General features: G+C 70.2%; 25 protein-coding genes and 2 pseudogenes. 15 read left to right on the forward strand and 12 right to left on the reverse strand.

Going from position 1 to position 17,589, the window contains the following annotated elements:
• Nucleotides 1–6 precede the first annotated feature (6 nt).
• From ACNYS0_RS40580 to ACNYS0_RS40615, 8 genes are all read left to right on the forward strand, one after another.
• Nucleotides 7–1,182 carry a CaiB/BaiF CoA transferase family protein gene (locus tag ACNYS0_RS40580; protein WP_422481562.1) on the forward strand — a complete coding sequence of 392 codons (1,176 nt, stop codon included), beginning with the start codon at nucleotides 7–9 and terminating at the stop codon, nucleotides 1,180–1,182.
• Nucleotides 1,179–2,021 (forward strand): HpcH/HpaI aldolase/citrate lyase family protein, encoded by an 843-nt coding sequence (locus ACNYS0_RS40585; protein ID WP_422481564.1) that lies wholly within the window; start codon nucleotides 1,179–1,181, stop codon nucleotides 2,019–2,021. The genes ACNYS0_RS40580 and ACNYS0_RS40585 overlap by 4 nt, the downstream gene beginning before the upstream one ends.
• Before the next feature lie 52 nt (nucleotides 2,022–2,073).
• On the forward strand, nucleotides 2,074–3,057 hold the full coding sequence (locus ACNYS0_RS40590) for a LysR substrate-binding domain-containing protein (protein WP_422481566.1): 984 nt from the start codon (nucleotides 2,074–2,076) through the stop codon (nucleotides 3,055–3,057).
• 102 nt (nucleotides 3,058–3,159) lie between these two features.
• Complete coding sequence (locus tag ACNYS0_RS40595; RefSeq protein ID WP_422481568.1) at nucleotides 3,160–3,927, forward strand: DUF1206 domain-containing protein; 768 nt, start codon at nucleotides 3,160–3,162, stop codon at nucleotides 3,925–3,927.
• Nucleotides 3,928–3,977: 50 nt separating this feature from the next.
• A complete protein-coding gene (locus ACNYS0_RS40600) occupies nucleotides 3,978–4,196 on the forward strand; it encodes a hypothetical protein (protein ID WP_422481570.1) in 219 nt (72 codons plus the stop codon).
• A gap of 62 nt (nucleotides 4,197–4,258) precedes the next feature.
• Nucleotides 4,259–4,429, forward strand: coding sequence for a hydrophobic protein (locus ACNYS0_RS40605; protein ID WP_422481572.1), 171 nt, complete (start codon nucleotides 4,259–4,261; stop codon nucleotides 4,427–4,429).
• Nucleotides 4,430–4,543: 114 nt separating this feature from the next.
• Nucleotides 4,544–5,707, forward strand: a complete 1,164-nt coding sequence (locus ACNYS0_RS40610) for an FUSC family protein (RefSeq protein WP_422481574.1) — start codon at nucleotides 4,544–4,546, stop codon at nucleotides 5,705–5,707.
• A gap of 178 nt (nucleotides 5,708–5,885) precedes the next feature.
• A complete protein-coding gene (locus tag ACNYS0_RS40615) occupies nucleotides 5,886–6,125 on the forward strand; it encodes a lipoprotein (protein WP_422481576.1) in 240 nt (79 codons plus the stop codon).
• Between the two features lie 250 nt (nucleotides 6,126–6,375).
• Here ACNYS0_RS40615 and ACNYS0_RS40620 read toward each other — a convergent pair whose 3' ends face one another.
• From ACNYS0_RS40620 to ACNYS0_RS40630, 3 genes are all read right to left on the reverse strand, one after another.
• The gene (locus tag ACNYS0_RS40620) at nucleotides 6,376–7,155 is read right to left on the reverse strand and encodes a class I SAM-dependent methyltransferase (RefSeq protein WP_422482902.1); all 780 of its coding nucleotides are present in this window, start codon (nucleotides 7,153–7,155) and stop codon (nucleotides 6,376–6,378) included.
• A gap of 162 nt (nucleotides 7,156–7,317) precedes the next feature.
• A complete protein-coding gene (locus ACNYS0_RS40625) occupies nucleotides 7,318–7,566 on the reverse strand; it encodes an SCO4226 family nickel-binding protein (RefSeq protein ID WP_422481578.1) in 249 nt (82 codons plus the stop codon).
• A 167-nt stretch (nucleotides 7,567–7,733) separates the two neighbouring features.
• Complete coding sequence (locus ACNYS0_RS40630) at nucleotides 7,734–8,474, reverse strand: IclR family transcriptional regulator (RefSeq protein ID WP_422481580.1); 741 nt, start codon at nucleotides 8,472–8,474, stop codon at nucleotides 7,734–7,736.
• 86 nt (nucleotides 8,475–8,560) lie between these two features.
• On the opposite strand from ACNYS0_RS40630, the gene ACNYS0_RS40635 reads away from it, so the two are divergent.
• Nucleotides 8,561–10,477, forward strand: coding sequence for an FAD-dependent monooxygenase (locus ACNYS0_RS40635; protein ID WP_422481582.1), 1,917 nt, complete (start codon nucleotides 8,561–8,563; stop codon nucleotides 10,475–10,477).
• A gap of 296 nt (nucleotides 10,478–10,773) precedes the next feature.
• Here ACNYS0_RS40635 and ACNYS0_RS40640 read toward each other — a convergent pair whose 3' ends face one another.
• Nucleotides 10,774–11,283, reverse strand: coding sequence for a DinB family protein (locus ACNYS0_RS40640; protein ID WP_422481584.1), 510 nt, complete (start codon nucleotides 11,281–11,283; stop codon nucleotides 10,774–10,776).
• Entirely contained in the window at nucleotides 11,280–11,459 is a 180-nt protein-coding gene (locus ACNYS0_RS40645) for a hypothetical protein (protein ID WP_422481586.1), read from the reverse strand. Before ACNYS0_RS40645 ends, ACNYS0_RS40640 begins: the two co-directional genes overlap by 4 nt.
• Before the next feature lie 207 nt (nucleotides 11,460–11,666).
• Between ACNYS0_RS40645 and ACNYS0_RS40650 the strand changes: the two are divergent.
• Nucleotides 11,667–12,265: pseudogene (locus tag ACNYS0_RS40650) on the forward strand (BCCT family transporter).
• Nucleotides 12,238–12,621 (forward strand): annotated as a pseudogene (locus tag ACNYS0_RS40655) (BCCT family transporter); the annotation flags it as partial. The pseudogenes ACNYS0_RS40650 and ACNYS0_RS40655, both read left to right, overlap by 28 nt.
• Nucleotides 12,622–12,736: 115 nt before the next feature.
• Here the strand turns inward: ACNYS0_RS40655 and ACNYS0_RS40660 are convergent.
• On the reverse strand, nucleotides 12,737–13,357 hold the full coding sequence (locus ACNYS0_RS40660; protein WP_422481588.1) for a dihydrofolate reductase family protein: 621 nt from the start codon (nucleotides 13,355–13,357) through the stop codon (nucleotides 12,737–12,739).
• Between the two features lie 285 nt (nucleotides 13,358–13,642).
• On the opposite strand from ACNYS0_RS40660, the gene ACNYS0_RS40665 reads away from it, so the two are divergent.
• Together ACNYS0_RS40665 and ACNYS0_RS40670 are read left to right on the forward strand one after the other, a co-directional pair.
• Nucleotides 13,643–13,855 (forward strand): hypothetical protein, encoded by a 213-nt coding sequence (locus tag ACNYS0_RS40665; RefSeq protein ID WP_422481590.1) that lies wholly within the window; start codon nucleotides 13,643–13,645, stop codon nucleotides 13,853–13,855.
• A gap of 819 nt (nucleotides 13,856–14,674) precedes the next feature.
• Nucleotides 14,675–14,908 (forward strand): hypothetical protein, encoded by a 234-nt coding sequence (locus ACNYS0_RS40670; protein WP_422481592.1) that lies wholly within the window; start codon nucleotides 14,675–14,677, stop codon nucleotides 14,906–14,908.
• 76 nt (nucleotides 14,909–14,984) lie between these two features.
• On the opposite strand, the gene ACNYS0_RS40675 is transcribed toward ACNYS0_RS40670, so the two are convergent.
• The 6 genes from ACNYS0_RS40675 to ACNYS0_RS40700 all read right to left on the reverse strand — a co-directional run bounded on the left by ACNYS0_RS40675 (nucleotide 14,985) and on the right by ACNYS0_RS40700 (nucleotide 16,686).
• The gene (locus ACNYS0_RS40675) at nucleotides 14,985–15,122 is read right to left on the reverse strand and encodes a hypothetical protein (RefSeq protein WP_422481594.1); all 138 of its coding nucleotides are present in this window, start codon (nucleotides 15,120–15,122) and stop codon (nucleotides 14,985–14,987) included.
• Entirely contained in the window at nucleotides 15,098–15,370 is a 273-nt protein-coding gene (locus tag ACNYS0_RS40680; protein WP_422481596.1) for a hypothetical protein, read from the reverse strand. The genes ACNYS0_RS40675 and ACNYS0_RS40680 overlap by 25 nt, the downstream gene beginning before the upstream one ends.
• A complete protein-coding gene (locus ACNYS0_RS40685; RefSeq protein WP_422481597.1) occupies nucleotides 15,367–15,576 on the reverse strand; it encodes a hypothetical protein in 210 nt (69 codons plus the stop codon). Before ACNYS0_RS40685 ends, ACNYS0_RS40680 begins: the two co-directional genes overlap by 4 nt.
• Complete coding sequence (locus ACNYS0_RS40690; protein ID WP_422481599.1) at nucleotides 15,573–15,788, reverse strand: hypothetical protein; 216 nt, start codon at nucleotides 15,786–15,788, stop codon at nucleotides 15,573–15,575. The genes ACNYS0_RS40685 and ACNYS0_RS40690 overlap by 4 nt, the downstream gene beginning before the upstream one ends.
• Nucleotides 15,785–16,021: a hypothetical protein gene (locus ACNYS0_RS40695; protein ID WP_422481601.1), complete on the reverse strand. Its 237-nt coding sequence runs from the start codon at nucleotides 16,019–16,021 to the stop codon at nucleotides 15,785–15,787. The genes ACNYS0_RS40690 and ACNYS0_RS40695 overlap by 4 nt, the downstream gene beginning before the upstream one ends.
• 521 nt (nucleotides 16,022–16,542) lie before the next feature.
• Nucleotides 16,543–16,686: a hypothetical protein gene (locus ACNYS0_RS40700; RefSeq protein WP_422481603.1), complete on the reverse strand. Its 144-nt coding sequence runs from the start codon at nucleotides 16,684–16,686 to the stop codon at nucleotides 16,543–16,545.
• 253 nt (nucleotides 16,687–16,939) lie between these two features.
• On the opposite strand from ACNYS0_RS40700, the gene ACNYS0_RS40705 reads away from it, so the two are divergent.
• Together ACNYS0_RS40705 and ACNYS0_RS40710 are read left to right on the forward strand one after the other, a co-directional pair.
• Nucleotides 16,940–17,173, forward strand: coding sequence for a hypothetical protein (locus ACNYS0_RS40705; protein ID WP_422481605.1), 234 nt, complete (start codon nucleotides 16,940–16,942; stop codon nucleotides 17,171–17,173).
• Nucleotides 17,174–17,219: 46 nt separating this feature from the next.
• The gene (locus ACNYS0_RS40710; protein ID WP_422481607.1) at nucleotides 17,220–17,435 is read left to right on the forward strand and encodes a hypothetical protein; all 216 of its coding nucleotides are present in this window, start codon (nucleotides 17,220–17,222) and stop codon (nucleotides 17,433–17,435) included.
• Nucleotides 17,436–17,589 lie beyond the last annotated feature (154 nt).

Here is a 17,589-nt window from a genome sequence, read left to right on the forward strand (position 1 = left end):
AAGCACATGCAACCCCTCCGCGACATCACCGTCGTCTCGCTCGAGCAGGCCATCGCCGCTCCGTACGCCACCCGCCAGCTCGCCGACCTCGGCGCCCGTGTGATCAAGGTGGAGCGGCCGGGCGCCGGTGACTTCGCCCGTGCCTACGACAGCCGGGTACGCGGGCTCAGCTCGCACTTCGTGTGGGTCAACCGCAACAAGGAGTCGCTCACCCTCGACATCAAGGATCCGCAGGGCATGGACGTGCTGCGTCGACTCCTCGCCGAGGCCGACGTCTTCGTACAGAACCTGGCACCCGGGGCCGCCGAGCGGGCAGGACTCGGCTGGGACGAACTGCACGCCGCACACCCGAAGTTGACCGTCTGCGACATCTCCGGCTACGGCACCCCGGGCCCGTACGCCAACGCGAAGGCGTACGACCTGATGGTGCAGAGCGAATCCGGGCTCCTCTCGGTGACCGGCAGCGCCGAGGAGATGGCGAAGGTGGGCATTTCCGTGTCCGACATCGCCGCCGGGATGTACGCCTACAGCGGCATCCTCGCCGCCCTGCTGGAACGCGGCCGCACCGGCGAGGGCTCACATGTCGACGTATCGATGCTGGAGGCCACCGTGGAGTGGCTCGGCTTCCCGCTGTACTACGCGTACGACGGCGCCGAGCCGCCGCCCCGGGCGGGCGCGGCGCACGCGACCATCTACCCGTACGGCCCCTTCACCGCCGGGGACGGCAAGGTCGTCATGATGTGCATCCAGAACGAGCGCGAGTGGGCGGCCTTCTGCGAGCGCTTCCTGGGCCAGCCGGAGCTGGCGACGCACCCGGACTACGCGGGCAATGCCGCCCGCAACGCGCACCGGGAGGCCCTCGGCGCGATCATCGCGGCGCGGTTCTCCGAACTCACCGCCGCCGAGGCCGACGAACTCCTCGCCGCCGTCCCGGTCGCGCACGCCCGCGTCAACTCGCTGGCCGAGGTGTGGCAGCACCCGCAGCTCACCGCCCGCGAGCGCTGGCACCAGGTGCAGACCCCGGCGGGCCCGATCCCCGCACTCGCCCCGCCCGGACTGGTCGACGCCGCCCCGCGTATGGACCCGGTGCCCGGCCTCGGCGAGCACACTCGGGACATCCTCGCCGAGGTGGGCCTGACCCCCACCGAGATCGACGAACTCACCGACCGAGGCGCCGTATGACCGATACGACCGACCCGACCGACCCGCTGGCCACGGCGGTGACCTGGCTGTTCGTACCGGCCTCCCGCCCCGACCGGTTCGCGAAGGCGGTCGCCGGCGGAGCCGACGCCGTCGTCATCGATCTGGAGGACGCCGTGGCGGCGGGCGACAAGGCGACCGCCCGCGAGCAGTTGCGCGCCGCCTGGCCCGGGGACGCAGGCATCCCCGTGGTTGTACGGGTCAACGGCCCCCGGACCGCCGAGTACGCGGACGACCTGGCCGCCTGCCGCGCCCTGTCGCCCGCGGCCGTCGTGCTCCCGAAGACCGAGTCCGCGGCGCAGGTGCGGGACGCGGCCGAGGGGAGCGGCACCCGCGTACTCCCGCTGATCGAGACCGCGCGCGGACTCGTCGACCTCGACCGCATCACGGCCGAACCCGCCTGCGCCCGGGTGCTCTTCGGCAGCATCGACCTCGCGCTCGACCTGGACGTGTCCGACGACAGGGCGCTGGACTCCGCCCGCGCCGACCTGGTCCGCTGGTCGGTGGTGAACGAACGGCCCGCACCCGTGGACGGAGTGACCACGGCCGTCCACGACGAGGCCGCCGTGACCCGGGCGGCCACCCGCGCCCGGGCCTGGGGCTTCGGCGGCAAGCTCTGCATCCATCCGGCGCAACTCGCGCACGTGCGCACGGCCTTCGCTCCCGCCGAGGACGAGGTGAACTGGGCCCGACGTGTCCTCGCCGCGGGCCACGAAGCGGCGGCGACCGTGGACGGTGAGATGATCGACCGGCCTGTCGTCGAACGAGCTCGCCGCATCGCGCACCGCGCCGAACTCGCCGCACGGCATACGGAGACGTAGACCGACACGTAGACCGACACCTCAGAGCCGGAAGGCGGCCGCGAACACCACCGTGGACATCGCCCAGCTACGCGACTTCATCGCGGTCGTCGACGCCGGAAGCCTGTCCCGGGCCGCCGGCGTGCTGCACGTGTCGCAGCCCGCGGTCAGCCAGCGCATGGCCCAGCTCGAGACCCATCTCGGCGTCCGCCTCCTCGACCGCGGCCCGCGCGGCGTACGGCCGACGGCCGAGGGGCTGGCGCTCTACCGGGACGCGCAACAACTGGTGCGGCAGTTCGACCGGCTCGCGCAGGACGTCACCGGCGGCCGCCAGCCGGTGCACGGACCGGTCGCGATCGGCCTGCCCACCACGGTGACCGCGCCGCTCGCCCCCGCCCTCTTCTCCTGGGTGCGCGCCCACTATCCCGGCATCCACCTTCAGCTCTTCGAATCGATGAGCGGCTACGTCCACGAGCTGCTGCTCGCCGGACGCCTCGACCTGGCCGCGGTCTTCCGCGAGGACGACGCGCCGCGCTCCGCTGCACTCCCCCTGTACTCCGAGGAGTTGTACCTCATCGGCCACCCGGCCCCCGCCCCGGAGAGCCCGGACGAGGTGTCCCTGCACGGTCTGCGGCAGGTTCCGCTGGTGACGCCGGGGGCGCGCAGCAACCTGCGGGCCCTGGTCGACCGGGCGTTCGCCGCCCACGGTCTGGTGCCCAGGAACGTCGGCGACGTGGAATCGCTCGGCACGCTGATCCGTATCGCGGAGAGCGGTGAGGCCTGCACGATCCTGCCGCGCTCGGTGGTCGCGGTCCACGGAACCCGGCACGACCTCGAGGTCCGTCGCATCGTCGACCCAGTGCTGCGCCGCCACATCGCGGTGCGCACGGCGACGGACGGCTACGAGCCGCGTGACGCGGTGGTGGCGGTACGGCGCGGCATCGTCGAGGTCACCAAGGAGCTGGCCGCGACGGGCCGGTGGCCGGGCATCCGGCTGTCTCGGACCGCCCCACAGGACGGCCTTGGCGCGAAGACGGCTGCCACGGAAAGGAGTTGAAGTTCGAACCGGGGGCATTCGGCTGTCATGACAGCTATTGGATCGGCGAGGACACGAGGACTGGGACGGGCACGCAGCGCGGCGAAGAGCCCAGCGATCGCGATGGCGGCCCGGGCGGGCTTCGTCGGGCGCGGTGTCATCTACCTCCTGATCGGATTCCTCGCCCTCCGCATCGCCTTCGCCGACGGCGGCGGCAGGCAGGCGGACCGCAGTGGTGCGGTGGCGGAGATCGCCGAGAAACCCTTCGGCATGGCCCTGCTGTGGCTGCTCGGCATCGCGCTGGCCGGAATGGCCCTGTGGCGGTTGTCCGAGGCGGTCTTCGGCCAGGCCGGTCCTGACGGCAGGAAGGCGAGCAAACGGGCGATGGCGGCCGGCCGCTGCGTCTTCTACGGCTTCGTCGCGTACTCCGTGCTGTCCTTCGCCGCCGGCGAGAAGTCGAGCGGCGGCGGTTCCGACAAGAGTTCCAAGGACGTCACGGCGAAGGCACTGGACTGGCCGCACGGACAGTGGATCGTCGGCGCAGCCGGGTGCGCCGTCGCCGCGGCGGGCCTGTGGATCGCCGTACGGGCGCTCCTGCGCAAGTTCCGCAAGCACCTGAAGATGTCCGCACTCTCCTCTCGCGCCCGCAAGTACGTCGACTTCCTCGGGGTGTTCGGCGGCACGGCCCGCGGCGTGGTCTTCACCGCCGCGGGAGCCTTCGCCGTCACGGCGGCGGTGCGGCACGAGCCGGGCCGGGCCAAGGGGATGGACGACACGCTGCGTTCCTTCACCGACACCCCGGCCGGCCCGTGGCTGCTCGTCCTGATCGCGGTGGGCCTCGTGGCCTTCGGACTCTTCTCGTGGGCCAACGCCAAGTGGCGCAAGGTCTGACGTGACGTGACGTCACGCTCGAAGTCGGCTTCGTGGTGCACAATGCGGCGATGGACGAACCCAAGTTGGAACTCGCGCTCCAGCGGTACCAGGACGCCACCGCCGCCCTCGACGCGGCCCGCACGGACCTGGAGGTCGAGGCGGCCGCGGTCCTTCGGTCGAGCGAGGCGACGCCCGAGGACTGGGCGCATGTGTCGCAACTGACCGGCTGGACGAAGGAGGAACTGCGGCGCCTTGTCGACGCGGCACAGAAGGTCGACCTGCCGTAAAGCCGCGAACCGTGGTTTGTGAAAGGCGAACCAGAGCACTCGGTGGCCAGGAGGTAATGACAATGGTTCCCCTGCTTCTGGTACTTCTTCTGGCCCTGCTCCTCTTCGGTGCGGGCTTCGCACTGAAGGCCTTGTGGTGGGTCGCTGTGATCGTGCTCGTCGTGTGGCTGCTCGGCTTCGTGGTCCGCCCCGCGTCGGGCGGCGCCCGCAAGGGACGCTGGTACCGATGGTGAGGCGGCCCTGAGCGGCGCGCCGAACGAGCAGGATGGGCCCGGCCTTTCACGGTCGGGCCCATCCTTTTGCTCTGATGCACACGAAGGGGCACACAGAAAGGAAAGGCAGAGTACGTGCTGGACCGGATCCGAGGCTGGGAGCAGTGGTGGGCGCGGGCGTTGCGCTCGTCCGGGCACGAACGCGACACCGTGCTGTTCGTCGGCAAATGCGCGCTGGCCGCGACACTGGCGTGGTGGGTCGCACACGACCTCATGAAAGCGATGTCGCCGGCGTTCGCACCGTTCTCCGCGGCGCTCACCATGAACACCACGATCCACGCATCGGTATGGCAGGCGCTCCGCTACGCCGGTGCCGTCACGGTCGGAGTGGCGGTACAGGCCGCGATCGGCTTCACCGTGGGACCCGATCTCGTCGCCTTCGTCCTGGTCGCCCTGATCGCTCTGGTCGTCGCGCAGTGGCCGGCGCTGGGCGAACAGCGGTCCCAGGTCCCGACGGCCGCGTTCTTCGCCTTCTCCACCTACGCCGCCGCCACCTCCACGGCGGACAAGGCGAGCCAACTCGGGCAGATCATCCTGCTGGTTCTCGTCGGCTGCGGCATCGGCCTGATCGTGCACCTGTGCATCGTGCCGCCGCTGCGCTACCGCAGTGCGGAACACGGTTTGCACGCCCTGGCCGCCGAGATCGAGACCCTGCTCGACGATGTGGCGGACGGCCTGGGCAGCGGCGACGTGGACGCCGACCGGGCCGAGCACTGGCGCACCACCGGCGGCCGCCTTCAGGACGCGGTCGAGAACGCGCGGAGCGGGCTCAGCGTGGCCGAGCACAGTCTGCCCTTCAATCCGCGACGCCTGCTGCCCGCTCACCGGGGCTACCTGTCGTTCGAACGCTACCGGGACACGCTGGACGCGCTGGAGCGCGCGGTCTACCAACTCGGCTCGCTGACCCGCAGTCTCGGCACGTGGCGCGAGAAGGAGAGCACGTACACCTACGCCCCGGTCCTGGAGAGGTACGCGGACTTCGCACGCCGACTGCGCGACATCGCCCATGTCGTCGCCGAGATCGACAGCGACACCCTCGCGGAGCAGGCCGACGAGATGTGCAGGCTGGCGGACACGGCGCAGATGGCGCGGGAGCGGATCACGGAGTCGGCGAAGGAGCACGACCTGCCGCTGGCCGACTCCACCCGCCCCTACGGCGTCCTCGTCGTCGAGGCGACCCGCTTGATGGAGGAGTTCCAGCACACGTGCGACGTCCTCAAGGTCACCGCCGACGAGTGAGGAGGGCCGCGTACGTGGAGGGGGCAGCACCGTGATCACTCGGCACGCCGATCCGTATCGCGGAGAGCGGCGAGGGCTGCGTCTCACGTAGCCCGCGCGAACGTACGCCTTCTCGCCTGGGCAGGTGATCCTGCCCGCCGCCCCGCACCCAGGCGGCGCACCGCATCGTTCACCGGGCATGAAGAAGATCATCAGCGCCGCCGGCCTCGCCCTTGCCCTCACGGGACTCGCCGCACCGGCCCAGGCCGCCAACGGCAGCAACCTCGGCTCCGGAGTCGGCATCGCGGACGACGTGAACGCCGCCGACGCGGCCACCTGCCTCCAGGAGGTCGCCGTCACCCCGGCGCTCGGAGGCGGCCACATGGGCGAGCACACCGAGCACTGCAAGGGCGGCAGCCTGATCACGCACGGCAAGTAGTAAGCGAGCCGGGGAGCACCGGTTCGCCCGTCCGCTCACTCGGTGTGCGGACCTTCTCGTCGGGCCTTGCCGGGAAATCCGGCCGACCTCGGCGGGGGCCGCCCCTCCTCTTTCCGCGTCGAGGAGCCGCACCAGGACGTCGTCCCCGTCGAACCCGATGACCTTCACCCTTCGTACGGGTCCCGGCCCGAGCCGGTGGACCAAGGACTGAAGGCGCGGGTCGGGGTCGGGCTCGGACATGAGGAGGAGGCTATGCGGCTCCGCCCGGCATGCGCCGTGCCGCATAGACCGTCGCCGTCATCGGGGCGGTCACCGGGCCGGTGCCCAGGGCGTCCGTCATGGCCCGGATGACGGTGTCCCGGACCGCCGCCGCGTCCGGTCGAAGGGCGAGCGCTGCGCTCACCGGTGTGCCGGTCAGGAATCCGGTGGCCACGGAGGCGGCCGACTCCGCGACGCCCTCCAGTGTCACTTCCTCGGCGGCGTCCAGGGCGAGCCCCGCCGCCGCGAGGTCCTCGGCCACCACCGCCGGGTCGGTGTAGCCGTGCGGAATGTCGCGGAGGAAGGTCGGCGCGCCCTCGGGGATCGCGGCCTCCAGGGCGTCCTGGAAGGCCGCACCGAATCCGTGCGAGGCCACGGGCCCCCAACTGCTGAACAGGAAGCGCCCTTCCGGCGCGAGGACCCTGCGCACCTCCGCGTAGGTACCGGGCCTGTCGGGGAAGAACATGGCGCCGAACTGGCACAGGACGAGGTCGAACGATTCGTCCTCGAACGGCAGCTTCTGCGCGTCCGCCTGCCGCCATTGCGCGCGCGGCTCCTGGGCCGAACCGCGGGTCACCATCGCGTCGTTGAGGTCGGTCGCCAGGACCTGGGTGTCCGGTGCCGCGTCGAGCAGCGCGGTGGTGAGGGCCCCGGTGCCCGCGGCGAGTTCGAGCACCCGGTGAGGGCGCAGGGCCGCCGCCCGCGCCGCGAGATCGGCCGCGAAGGGCCGGAAGAACACCGGCACGAGGTGGCGCTCGTAGGCATCCGGCATGGACTGCGTCCACCGCCGGTTCGCATCGTTTCCGTTCACACCATCGACGGTACCCGCGCCCCACTGAAGCGTCTCAGGATAGGCGGCGGAGCAGCGGCAGCGCCGTGCGGGCCCGGGCGGAGGTTCCCGCACGGCGCCGCTTCCCGGACCTCGCGCCCGGGGTCACACGGCCAGGGGGACGGCGTGAATCTCGTCGGCCTTGTGCCCTGCCCGCTCGTGGATGCGCTGGACCGCGTCCGCCGAGGGGGCCTCGGACAGGCAGTAGACCGTGCCGGACTGCGGGTCCGCCCATGCCTTCTCGAAGTGGACGCCTTCTTCCTTCTCGATCGCGAGATCGGCCTGGTGCGCCTTCATCAGGTCGTCGGCCGTGAGGCCTTTCATTCCGTGGTGGACGTCCATGAACTGCGACATGACGTCGCACCTCCTCTCTCAGTCGGCCCGTCGGTCAGATCTGACTGCTCACCGGCCGACCCCTTACCCTCCATCCTCCTCCGCCGCCACTCGGGCGGCGACAGGAGCGGGGTGTCCGGATACCCACCCAGGAGATGTGAGGAATCAGCAGCTTTTGTCAGAGACACTCAGCCCGCGGCTATGTGGGCCGCCGCACTCTTGAGCGCGCTCGACATGGACGGCAGTAGTTCGCGGGACCAGCGGGCGGACGGCATGGACAGGGAGATCGCGGCGGGCGGGTAGCCGGCCGTGCCGGTGGGCAGGGCGACGCCGAGCGCGGTGAGTCCGGTTTCGGTGGCCTCCTGGTTGAGGGCGTGGCCCTCGCGGCGGGCGCGCTGGATGGCACGCCGGTGTGTGCCGCGCTGCTCCGGGGCGAGGCCGCAGCGCTCCAGGACCGCTTCCACAGCTTCGTCGTCGTACCGGGCGAGCAGGGCACGGCCGCCGGAGGCGGCGTAGGCGGGCAGGATGCGGCCGGTGCGGTCGCCGACGCGGAGCACTTGGTCGGCCTCCTCGGTGGCGAGGAAGCGGACGCCGGTGCCTCCTTCGTCCAGCAGCAGAAGGTTGGCGGTCTCGTGCCAGTGGTCGCGCAGCGCGCGCAGGTGCGGACCGGCGGCCTCGCGCAGCCGGGCCACGGGTGCGCGGGTGGGGGCCTGGCCCAGCTGTGGGCCGGCGTCGTAGCGGCGGTCGGGCAACTGCACGGCGAAGTCGCGGTGCACGAGCGTGGCGAGCAGCCGGTGTGCGGTCGAGACGGACACCCCGACCCGCTGCGCGGCATCGGTGACCCGCAGCGGGCCCTCCTGGCGCAGCACGATCGCCAGCAGCAGGGCGGAGTCCACGGAGCCGACGGCGTAGGCAGGTTTGTTCCGCATGGCAGAAAAGTCTATCCCTCATGGTGGGACGTGCGGAGAATCGTGGCGTCATCCGCCCTTTCCCTGCCTGCCCAGGAGTTCGCATCGTGCAGTTCCATCTCGACGGATACCGTCCCGGCGACCCTTCGGTGAAGGAGGCGCATCCCGCCGCCCAGGCCCCGGAGGCCGGCCTGCCCGAGACCGCCGATGTGCTGATCGTCGGTTGCGGCCCGGCCGGCCTGGTCCTGGCGGCGCAACTGGCGGCCTTCCCCGGGATCCGGACGGTGCTGGTGGATCGCAAGGACGGTCCGCTGCTGGTGGGGCAGGCCGACGGGGTCGCCTGCCGCACCGTGGAGATGTTCGAGGCCTTCGGCCTGGCCGAGCAGCTGAAGCAAGAGGCGTACCAGGTCAACGAGGTGACCTTCTGGACGCCCGGTCCCCGCGACGGCTCGGACAGCTCCACGATCGTCCGTACCGGCCGGATCGACGACGTCGAGGAGGGCATCTCCGAGATGCCGCACCTGATCGTGAACCAGGCCCGCATGATGGACTTCCTGCGCGAGCACATGGCCCGCTCGGCCGCCCGCATCGCCCCGCACTACTCCTTGAACGCCACCGCCGTGGACATCGCCCAGGGCGCGGACGCGGGGGAGTACCCGGTCACCGTGACCCTGGAGCACGAGAGCGGCGGCACGTCAGTGGTGCGCGCCAAGTACCTGGTCGGCACCGACGGGGCGCGCAGCTCGGTGCGCAAGGCGATCGGCCGGCGGCTCGAGGGCGACGCGCTGAACCAAACGTGGGGCGTCCTGGACGTCCTGGTGGACACCGACTTCCCCGACATCCGCCTGAAGTCCGTGATCCAGTCCGAGGCCGGATCACTGCTGATCATCCCGCGTGAGGGCGGCTACCTGGTGCGGCTCTACATCGAGCTGGACGCCGAGCGGTACGGGGACCTGCTGAGGGAGAAGGCCGTCACCCCCGAGGTCCTCGCCGGGGCCGCGAACCGGATCCTGCGGCCCTACCGGGTCGAGGTGAAGGACGTCGGCTGGTGGGCGGTGTACGAGGTCGGCCAGCGTCTGTGCGCGAAGTTCGACGACGTACCGCAGGAGGAGACGGGCGACCGGCTGCCCCGCGTCTTCATCGCGGGCGACGCCTGCCACACCCACAGCGCCAAGGCCGGACAGGGCATGAACGTCTCGATGGCCGACGCCTTCAACCTCGGCTGGAAGCTGGCCGCCGTACTGACCGGCACGGCGGCCCCCGAACTGCTGCACACCTACTCCGCCGAGCGGCAGCGGGTCGCCCAGGACCTCATCGACTTCGACCGCGACTTCGCCTCCAAGATGGCCGCGGGAGGGGGCAACAAGACGGCCGCGCCAGAGGGCGAACGGGAGGAGTTCTCCGACTACTTCCGCGCCCAGGGCCTCTACACCGCCGGTCTGTCCGTCCGTTACAAGCCGTCGATGATCACGGGTACCGGTGAGCACCAGCACCTCGCGAAGGGCTTCCCGATCGGGATGCGCTTCCACTCCGCGCCGGTGGTGCGCCTCGCCGATGCCCGCCCCGTACAGCTGGGGCATGCCGCCCGGGCCGACGGCGCCTGGAGGCTCTACCTCTTCGCCGACCGGATGGGGCCGCAGGCCGCCGATGGCCCGTTCCGCCGACTCTGCGACCATCTCGCCTCTGCGGCCTCCCCGTTGGCCCGCTTCACCCCCGCGGGCGCCGAACCGGACGCGGTCCTCGACGTCCGCGCGATCCTTCAGCAGCCGCATCGCACCCTCGAGCCGACCGCGCTGCCTGCGGTGCTGCGCCCCCGCAAGGGCCGCTTCGCTCTGGTGGACCACGAGAAGGCATTCTGCCCCGACCCGCGGCAGGCGGACATCTTCGACCTGCGAGGAATCGACCGGGACCGGGGCTGCATGGTGCTGGTCCGTCCCGACCAGTACGTCGCCCACATCCTGCCGCTGGACGCCACCGCGCAGCTGTCCGACTTCCTCCAGGGCCTCCTGCGCGAGGTGAACTGAGGGCGATACAACGACCAGTTCACCCGGCACCTTCGCCCCGGCAGGCCCTCCGCCGAGCCTGCCGCGATGGTCTTCCCGCAGGTCTCACGCAGCCCGTCCCGCTGGTTGGGGCGCAGCGCGGAGGGATCCGAGGTGGTGCCGTTCCCGGGAATGGCATGCAACCACGTCGGGGAGATCTTGGCGGCCTCAAGGGGCACCGCGCCGCGGACGGACCGCAGGATTCGGTAGCCGTAGGAGGCGACGCCCCAGCGCGGCCGCGGCGTGAAGACCCCAACGAACCTCACCCGGGCACAGGACTATCCGGCGTAGGGGTTGCCGCCGAGCCAGGTGTTGCCGTCGATCAGTTCGCGTGCCGCGTCCAGGTGCCCGGTGTGGCAGGCGACTTCGGTGAGCACATGGATCAGGATGTGCCGCACATCGGGCAGCCGCCAGGTCGGCCAGATCTCCACGGGCCAGGCGGCGGGCTCCTGTTCGGGCGTGACGGCGCCGAGCACGGCGTCGGCACGCGCGATGGCCGACCGGTAGTCGGCGAAGACCTCGTCGGTGGTCATCCCCTCGGGCACGTACCAGTGCGCCTCGGCGCCTGCCGTGAGTTGTCCGGCCACATTCGGCTCGCCCGCGATCACCCCGGCGAACCAGAAGCGTTCGACGTCCAGGGTGAGGTGGCGCAGCAGGGCCAGACAGCTCCAGCCGCTGGGCAGTATCGGCCGCCGCAGGTCCTCATCGGAGAGCCCCTCCAGTGCTCCGAGGACGTGCCCGCGCTGGCCGTCCAAAGCGCCCTTGAGGGCGTCGAGTTCGGCGTTCACCGGGCGGCGCACAGTTCGGCGAGGCGTTCCAGGGTGCTTTCCATCTGTGTGTGCCACCAGGCGCGGCCGCTGTCCGGGTGCCGTCCGGGGTCGGCCAGGGTCCGGAAGAGGTCCTCCGCTGGGGCCTCGATGCGCAGGCCCACCGCCACCGCGGCCTGGCCTGTCGTACTCGTCATCCGTGCGCCTCCGTCAACCGCAGAGCATGAGCCCGACTTCGCCCTGGACGCTACACCGGGGGTACGACAACGCCTCGCCGGGGACGCAGCACATGCCGTCGGTTGGTGCGGCGCGGCATCGTCGAGGTCACCAACGAGCCGGCCGCGACGGGCCGGAGGCCGGGCATCCGCCTCGCGTGACCGGCGCATCCCTGGCCAAAGCGCGAATTGCATGACGCACCGCTCTCCATCCACCCGCGCTGGTTCGTTGTCACCGACTCCCTGCACGGATTCTTCGAAACGGTCCAGGAGGGCATCGCCGAATCGCTCGACTGGTACTACATCCTCGTGGTCGGCTGTTTCCTCGTATTCGTGATCTGGCTCGGTGCGAGCCGCTTCGGCCGGATCCGCCTCGGACCGCCCGACAGTCGGCCGAAGAACCGCTACCTCACGTGGTTCGCGATGCTGTTCACCGCGGGCATGGGGGATCGGATTGGTGTTCTGCTCGGTTGCCGAGCCCTTGTCGCACCTCGCCGACCCGCCGATGGCGCAGCCGGGGTAGCCGCCGCGCGCACGGAGGCGATGCGCTTCACGTTCTCCCGCTGTCGATCCGCAGTGCGCTGTACCCGCTGCTCGGCAAGCGCATCCACGGCCGTATCGGTGACGCGGTCGACACCCTGGCGGTCTTCGGGACGATGTTCGGCATCGCCACCTCGCCGGCGTTCGGCGTTCTGCAGGTGAATGCCGGGCTCGCGAGCCGACGAGCTGCCGCTGGCGAAGGCGGCCGACCGTACTCGCGACGGTGCTCGTGGCGCTGTACTCCGTGACGTCGTCGGATTCGGCATCCCTGGTCATCGATCTGCTGACCTCGGGAGGCAACGTCGATGCGCCGAAGATCCAGCGTGTCTTCTGGTCCGTGCTCGAGGGCGCCGCCGCGGCGGTCCTGCTGCTCGTGGGCTCCGGCGGGCTCGTGGCGCTGCAAACGGCCTCGATCACGACCGCGTTGCCGTTCAGCGTGGTGATGATCGTGATGTGCTACGGGCTGGTGCGCGCGCTGTACGCGGACGACCGCCGGTTGCCGCTCGACCGCGTCACCCTCTCGGATCCGAAGCACGAGCGCGTCCCCGAATGCGTGGACCCGAAGAACAGCCCGTTCCGGGACAAGGTGCAGGGCGCGCCCTGAGCGAGCGAGACGGCGCCGGCGGCGTGCACGACACCACGGTGTCGCCGACCCGCCGCAGGAACTCCACGACCTCCTGATCGGAGTGCGCGAGGCCGAGGATCTGTCCGTGCGTCGCTCAGGGCAGCACGCGATAGGTCACGTGTGTGACGGAGTTCGCTGCTCGCGACTCCACCTGTTCAAGATTCATAGACGGCACGCCGTCGAACAGCCGCGTACCGGCGCCGAGCGTGAACGGCACAATGTGCAGCCGCAGCTCGTCGATCAAGCCTGCGGCGAGGTACTGGTTGATGGTGGTCGCGCCCCCGTGGATCGACACGTTGCGGTCCCCTGCCGCGTCGCGCGCCTGCCGCAGCGCGGATTCAATGCCGTCGGTGACGAAGTGGAACGTGGTGCCGCCGTCCATCGGTTGCGGGCCGCGCGGGTGGTGGGTGAGCACGAAGACCGCTGCGTGGTACGGCGGATTGTCGCCCCACCAGCCCTTCCACTGTCGATCCCATGCGCCGCGTACGGGGCCGAACATGTTGCGCCCCATGATGAAGGCGCCGACCTCCGTCAGCCGGTCGAGCTCAGCCTGTCGCTGCTCTGGGGTTTCGAACATCCAGCCGTGCAGCCTGTCGCCCCAGCCGTCACCGGCGTCGTCGCCGAACGGGCGTTTCTCGGTCTGGTTGAGCCCGGCCGAGTACCCGTCGACGGAGATCGAGAGGTCGCAGGTCACCCTGCCTGAACGTTGGGTCACAGTGCCGTCCCCTTCGTGGCGATGTTCCGTGTTTTCGCGGTGAGCAGTCCGATCCGTTCTCACTGGGGTGGACTGTTCCGGGCCTGCCAACTCATCGCGGTCTCCTGCGGCGGCGAGGCGCTCGATCACCTAACGTAACGGGGGCCAATTCGAGCGGATCACGGCGGATGTACACGTACGCCCTGAGAGGCTTCCACTACGGCGGCGGGCCGGTCTCGAACTGGGTGGGATACCTCTGCTGGTCCTGATGGCCGCTGTCTGCGTCTGGGCCCTCTGGCCGCGCAAGTGACCGCCCTGGCATACGGGCGTGGGACGGGCAGACTGCTGAGCGCGCTGATCCCCGACTGGCTGGAAATTCCGCTCCTGATCGTGTTCCTGGCCGCGATAGCCGTGGGGTGGGTCGCGAGCATCCGCACCCTCATCGTCGGGTTCACGCCCATCAGCCGCACTGGCTCCGTCACGACGTGGGGCGTTGTGATCAAGCGCCCCCGCGCATGAGGCATACGGGCATCGCCTGCCCCAGCAGTTGCTGAGGGCAGCGGCGACCAGGAACAGGACGAACAGCAGCGAGCCCGAGCAGCTGCCGGTGCGGCCCGCGGCGTGGACCTTGCCCACGCCGTTTCAGGTCTTGCGGAGGTTGTGGGTCCGGTGGGAGTCGGCAGGGTCGGTGGTGATCGTCATCCCTTCTTGGGCCCCCGCCCTCGGATTGTTCTTGGCGTTGGTGTTGGTGCTCTCACCTGCGGCAACAACGCCAACGCCGGCGTCGGTTGAAGTCGGTCTCGGGGCGGGCACGTCCGTCGTGTTGATGCCGGACCCGTAGCCGCCCGGGGGCGCACCCCTGAGCGGACCGGGATGTCGGCCGCGGCGAGCAGCCCGCGGACGGCCTTCGTGTCGGCCACGCGGAGGGGCCCCGGCGAGGACGCCCCACGCGATCCACGTCCGGTAGTGGGCGGTCGAGTACACGGCGACGACAGCGCCGCCGAGACCGCCCCCCGGAGTGGCCGACGAGCCGCAGCACCATGGCGCGGGAGTCGCGACCGAGGCGGGCCAGGACGTCGAGGAACGCGCGGGCTCGCGCGGCGAGACGTTGCGGGCGGTCGTGCTGAAGTTGCGGGCAGGAGTCGCCGGTGTCGTACCGGAAGATCGCGGCCGCACTAGGGGTGTCACTGCGGACAGTGCGGGACTTCAGGGCGCTACCAGGGAGGAGGGTTGGGTCGTCCGGTCCCGTCTCCTTCGTCCGTCGATGTCTTGGGGCTGCGCTGGAGGTTCCGACGTGCCGCCGCGTTCTGCCGTGCATGCCCCGTTTACGATCCAGTCGTGGAGCTACCTGACGACTTGATCGAATTGCAGCGTGCGGCCGACGATGAAGGTCGGAAGCTGGAGCATCTGGACAATGATGAGCGCGAGAAGCAGCGCGAGGTCTGGTTCGAAGCCGTGGCGATGGCTCAGGCCGCGGTCGTCAAGTTCGCGCAGGACAACGACCTCAACCGGTACGACGTCGAGAAGCAGCTCCGGCAGGTCACCCGACACCCGCAGCCGCCGCAGGGTTAGTGCGTCCCGGAGCGGCCTCGGCGGGAGCGCAGCTCGTTTGCCCCGTCAGGTTGGGGCGGGCGGGCCCTCTGCTTTGCTACCAGTTCATGTGGCTGGGCACATCGCAGGGCATGGGGCCGGGCGTTGGAGGGCAGTCGCCGAGGCCGAGCCAGACCAGCACCCCGGCGAGCGCCACCACGGCGAGACCGATCACCAGGCCGGCAGGGGTGACCACAGGGACACGGCCCGGCCGGACTGCAGCCACACCCACTGGACCATGGAGCGGAACACGGCAAAGGTCATTGCCGTGTAGATCATCCAAGTCCATTCGCCCCACGTGCCGGTGATGAGCCCCAGGAGGCCAAAGGCGACGATGGCCGCGACGGCGGTCGCCGCGATCTCCGCCCGGCCGGTCAGCTGCTTCGGCGGCTCCGCGTGACGCGCCCTCACGAACGCCGGCCGCAACTTCTCGCGGCGGTTCATCGGTTCAGATCCGACATGCGGTCCACGTCACGGATGCCCTTGACGATGTAGACGATCGTCAGGGCGAGGACAACGCCCAGGACGGCGCACAGCCACCACGCCATGGGAGCGCCGCCCCTCTCGCCGAGGAGACTCCCACCGCCTCCGCCGAAACCGACAGCAGCACCACCAGGCGTCACACCGATCTTCTTCAGGTGCTTCTTCATCGCCACTTCCTGCTGCGGCTCATCTTGACGAGGGTGTGGATCAGGTCGCCCCACCCCTCGCCCCTCGCGCGGCGCGTCTTGTTGAGGCTGAGGATGATGACGATCCACGCCACGGCCAGTGCGCCGAGGAACACGATCCCGAGCGGCATTTCCAGCCAGTCGGGGACCAGCGCGTCGAAGAGTTTCCCGCGCCCGTATGCCAGGGAGGTCATCGCCGCCTCACCTCGTCGCGCAGGAGGCGGTCGAAGTGGGTCAGCCATTCTTGGCGCCGGGCGCGGCGCTTGCGGCGGTCCCGGCGCAGTTGCCAGCTCAGAGAGCCCATGGCGAACAGGCCGAGGGCCACCCAGAACACGCGAGCCCAACCGGTGTAGTTGACGAGCTGACTGGCAGTGGACACGGCCATCCCGCCCAGGGCGACGACGAGCCACTTGTCTTCGCGCGTCATCACTTGCGACTCCGGAACATGTAGACAGCGACCCCGACGACGATGGCGGCCCCCACGATCAGGACCACGAGCCCTTGGTCGTGCGTCAGCGGCGGGGTGACCATCACGTTCACCTGCCTTGCCAGTAGCGGTAGGCGAGGTAGGCGCCACCCACGACGATGATCGTGATGAACAGCCAGTTCGGCATCGAATCGCCGCTGCCGTAGCCGTAGTGGCTTCTCAGGGCCAAGGTCCGGTGGGTCATTGTCTTGCTCCGCTCGATTAGCCCCCCGGCTGTCGATATGTCCGGGGGACGCTAGGCGGAGGGGTGGAGCGGAGGAAAGTTGATCACGAGGGTTCGTTGCATGACTCACACGGTTAGGAAGTCGAGCGCCTCGCGGCCGTGTGCCGGCGTGCTCCTCGTGCTCGCGCTGGAGCCCATCGAATTTCCGGTCGGCGGTGTCGGAGGTGTCCCACCAGCCGTCCAAGATGCGCGCACCATCGCGGTCGAGGGCGACGTGATACTGGCCAGGGGATGTCGCTCACAGGTCTCCGCCGCAGTGCGGGCGCATGCGCCGGCGTCTCCAGCCGCGCGTGCGGATGTCGATACCGCGGGCGCGCATCTTCTTGAGCTGGAGGCTGATCGTCGACGGGGTGATGCCGACCGCGTCGGCCGGCTCGGGCACGCTCGGCTCGCCGTCGAGCGTCAGCCCCAGCTCGCGGTGGGCCCGCTCGATGCCGGCCTGTCGGATGTCGGCGGGCTGCGAGTGGATGGTGCGAGGCTAGGTCACCCCCGGTCTCGGCGATCACTTCCTACTTACTAGAGCATGCGTTCGATTATCTAGGCAACGAGACACGCACCTCGATGAGCGTTACCCCAGGTAGGCGAGGTGATCGGCGCGGCCGTGCCGTCACGCGCTGGCTCTCGTTCACTCGGACATGAAGAAGATCATCAGCGTCTCCGCTCTCGCCCTCGCCGCTGTCGGCATCGCAGCCCCGGCCCACGCCGACAGTGACTCCAACTTCGGAGGCGGGATCAACGCCGCGAACAACTGGAACTTCACCGCCGCCTCGGTCTGCTTCCAGGAGCTGGCCGTTGTGCCGGCCGGTGGCGCGTCGGTGGGGGACGTGGCCAACCACTGCGTGAACGGCAACGTGCTCGACCCCAAGTAGCCCACGCCCGGCTGCGCGAAGACCGAGTCAGCCACACGATGGCGGCATGTCTTCTGCGCAGCCAGTCGTGATCTGTCCACCCGACGAGGATGGTGGCCGGCGCGTCCGTATTGACGGGGCGATCCTCGGCCGGGCGTCGTCCGTGAAGGATGTGGCCGCGATCTTGCAGGAGGCCGGGCTAAGGGCTTTCGACGAGACGCGCGTCGCCTACTCGGCGCTGATCGAGTGGCGCGGCGGCGGCCCTGACCGTTGGACGCCCTGACGGTTACGCAGTCAAGGCCTTTCACCGGGGGCCCGCACGCCACGGCACGGTCTGCGTATCAGGCTCACGACGGCGAACTCGTCCTGGTCGCGTCCGGACGGACACATCGGACTGCGCGCCCGGGACGCAGCCGCCGTCACCGCGTACCTGGCCG

Source organism: Streptomyces anthophorae (assembly GCF_049310305.1).
GTDB lineage: Bacteria > Actinomycetota > Actinomycetes > Streptomycetales > Streptomycetaceae > Streptomyces.

Bases quoted from the DNA above. Each gene is read 5' to 3' on its own strand.
- ACNYS0_RS40695 (WP_422481601.1), bottom strand. From the start codon at position 16,021: ATGACGCGCGAAGACAAGTGGCTCGTCGTCGCCCTGGGCGGGATGGCC.
- ACNYS0_RS40620 (WP_422482902.1), bottom strand. From the start codon at position 7,155: ATGCCGGATGCCTACGAGCGCCACCTCGTGCCGGTGTTCTTCCGGCCC.
- ACNYS0_RS40690 (WP_422481599.1), bottom strand. From the start codon at position 15,788: ATGACCTCCCTGGCATACGGGCGCGGGAAACTCTTCGACGCGCTGGTC.
- ACNYS0_RS40600 (WP_422481570.1), top strand. From the start codon at position 3,978: ATGGACGAACCCAAGTTGGAACTCGCGCTCCAGCGGTACCAGGACGCC.
- ACNYS0_RS40705 (WP_422481605.1), top strand. From the start codon at position 16,940: ATGAAGAAGATCATCAGCGTCTCCGCTCTCGCCCTCGCCGCTGTCGGC.
- ACNYS0_RS40625 (WP_422481578.1), bottom strand. From the start codon at position 7,566: ATGTCGCAGTTCATGGACGTCCACCACGGAATGAAAGGCCTCACGGCC.
- ACNYS0_RS40630 (WP_422481580.1), bottom strand. From the start codon at position 8,474: ATGCGGAACAAACCTGCCTACGCCGTCGGCTCCGTGGACTCCGCCCTG.
- ACNYS0_RS40585 (WP_422481564.1), top strand. From the start codon at position 1,179: ATGACCGATACGACCGACCCGACCGACCCGCTGGCCACGGCGGTGACC.
- ACNYS0_RS40710 (WP_422481607.1), top strand. From the start codon at position 17,220: ATGTCTTCTGCGCAGCCAGTCGTGATCTGTCCACCCGACGAGGATGGT.
- ACNYS0_RS40680 (WP_422481596.1), bottom strand. From the start codon at position 15,370: ATGAACCGCCGCGAGAAGTTGCGGCCGGCGTTCGTGAGGGCGCGTCAC.
- ACNYS0_RS40615 (WP_422481576.1), top strand. From the start codon at position 5,886: ATGAAGAAGATCATCAGCGCCGCCGGCCTCGCCCTTGCCCTCACGGGA.
- ACNYS0_RS40595 (WP_422481568.1), top strand. From the start codon at position 3,160: ATGGCGGCCCGGGCGGGCTTCGTCGGGCGCGGTGTCATCTACCTCCTG.
- ACNYS0_RS40685 (WP_422481597.1), bottom strand. From the start codon at position 15,576: ATGAAGAAGCACCTGAAGAAGATCGGTGTGACGCCTGGTGGTGCTGCT.
- ACNYS0_RS40580 (WP_422481562.1), top strand. From the start codon at position 7: ATGCAACCCCTCCGCGACATCACCGTCGTCTCGCTCGAGCAGGCCATC.
- ACNYS0_RS40605 (WP_422481572.1), top strand. From the start codon at position 4,259: ATGGTTCCCCTGCTTCTGGTACTTCTTCTGGCCCTGCTCCTCTTCGGT.
- ACNYS0_RS40645 (WP_422481586.1), bottom strand. From the start codon at position 11,459: ATGACGAGTACGACAGGCCAGGCCGCGGTGGCGGTGGGCCTGCGCATC.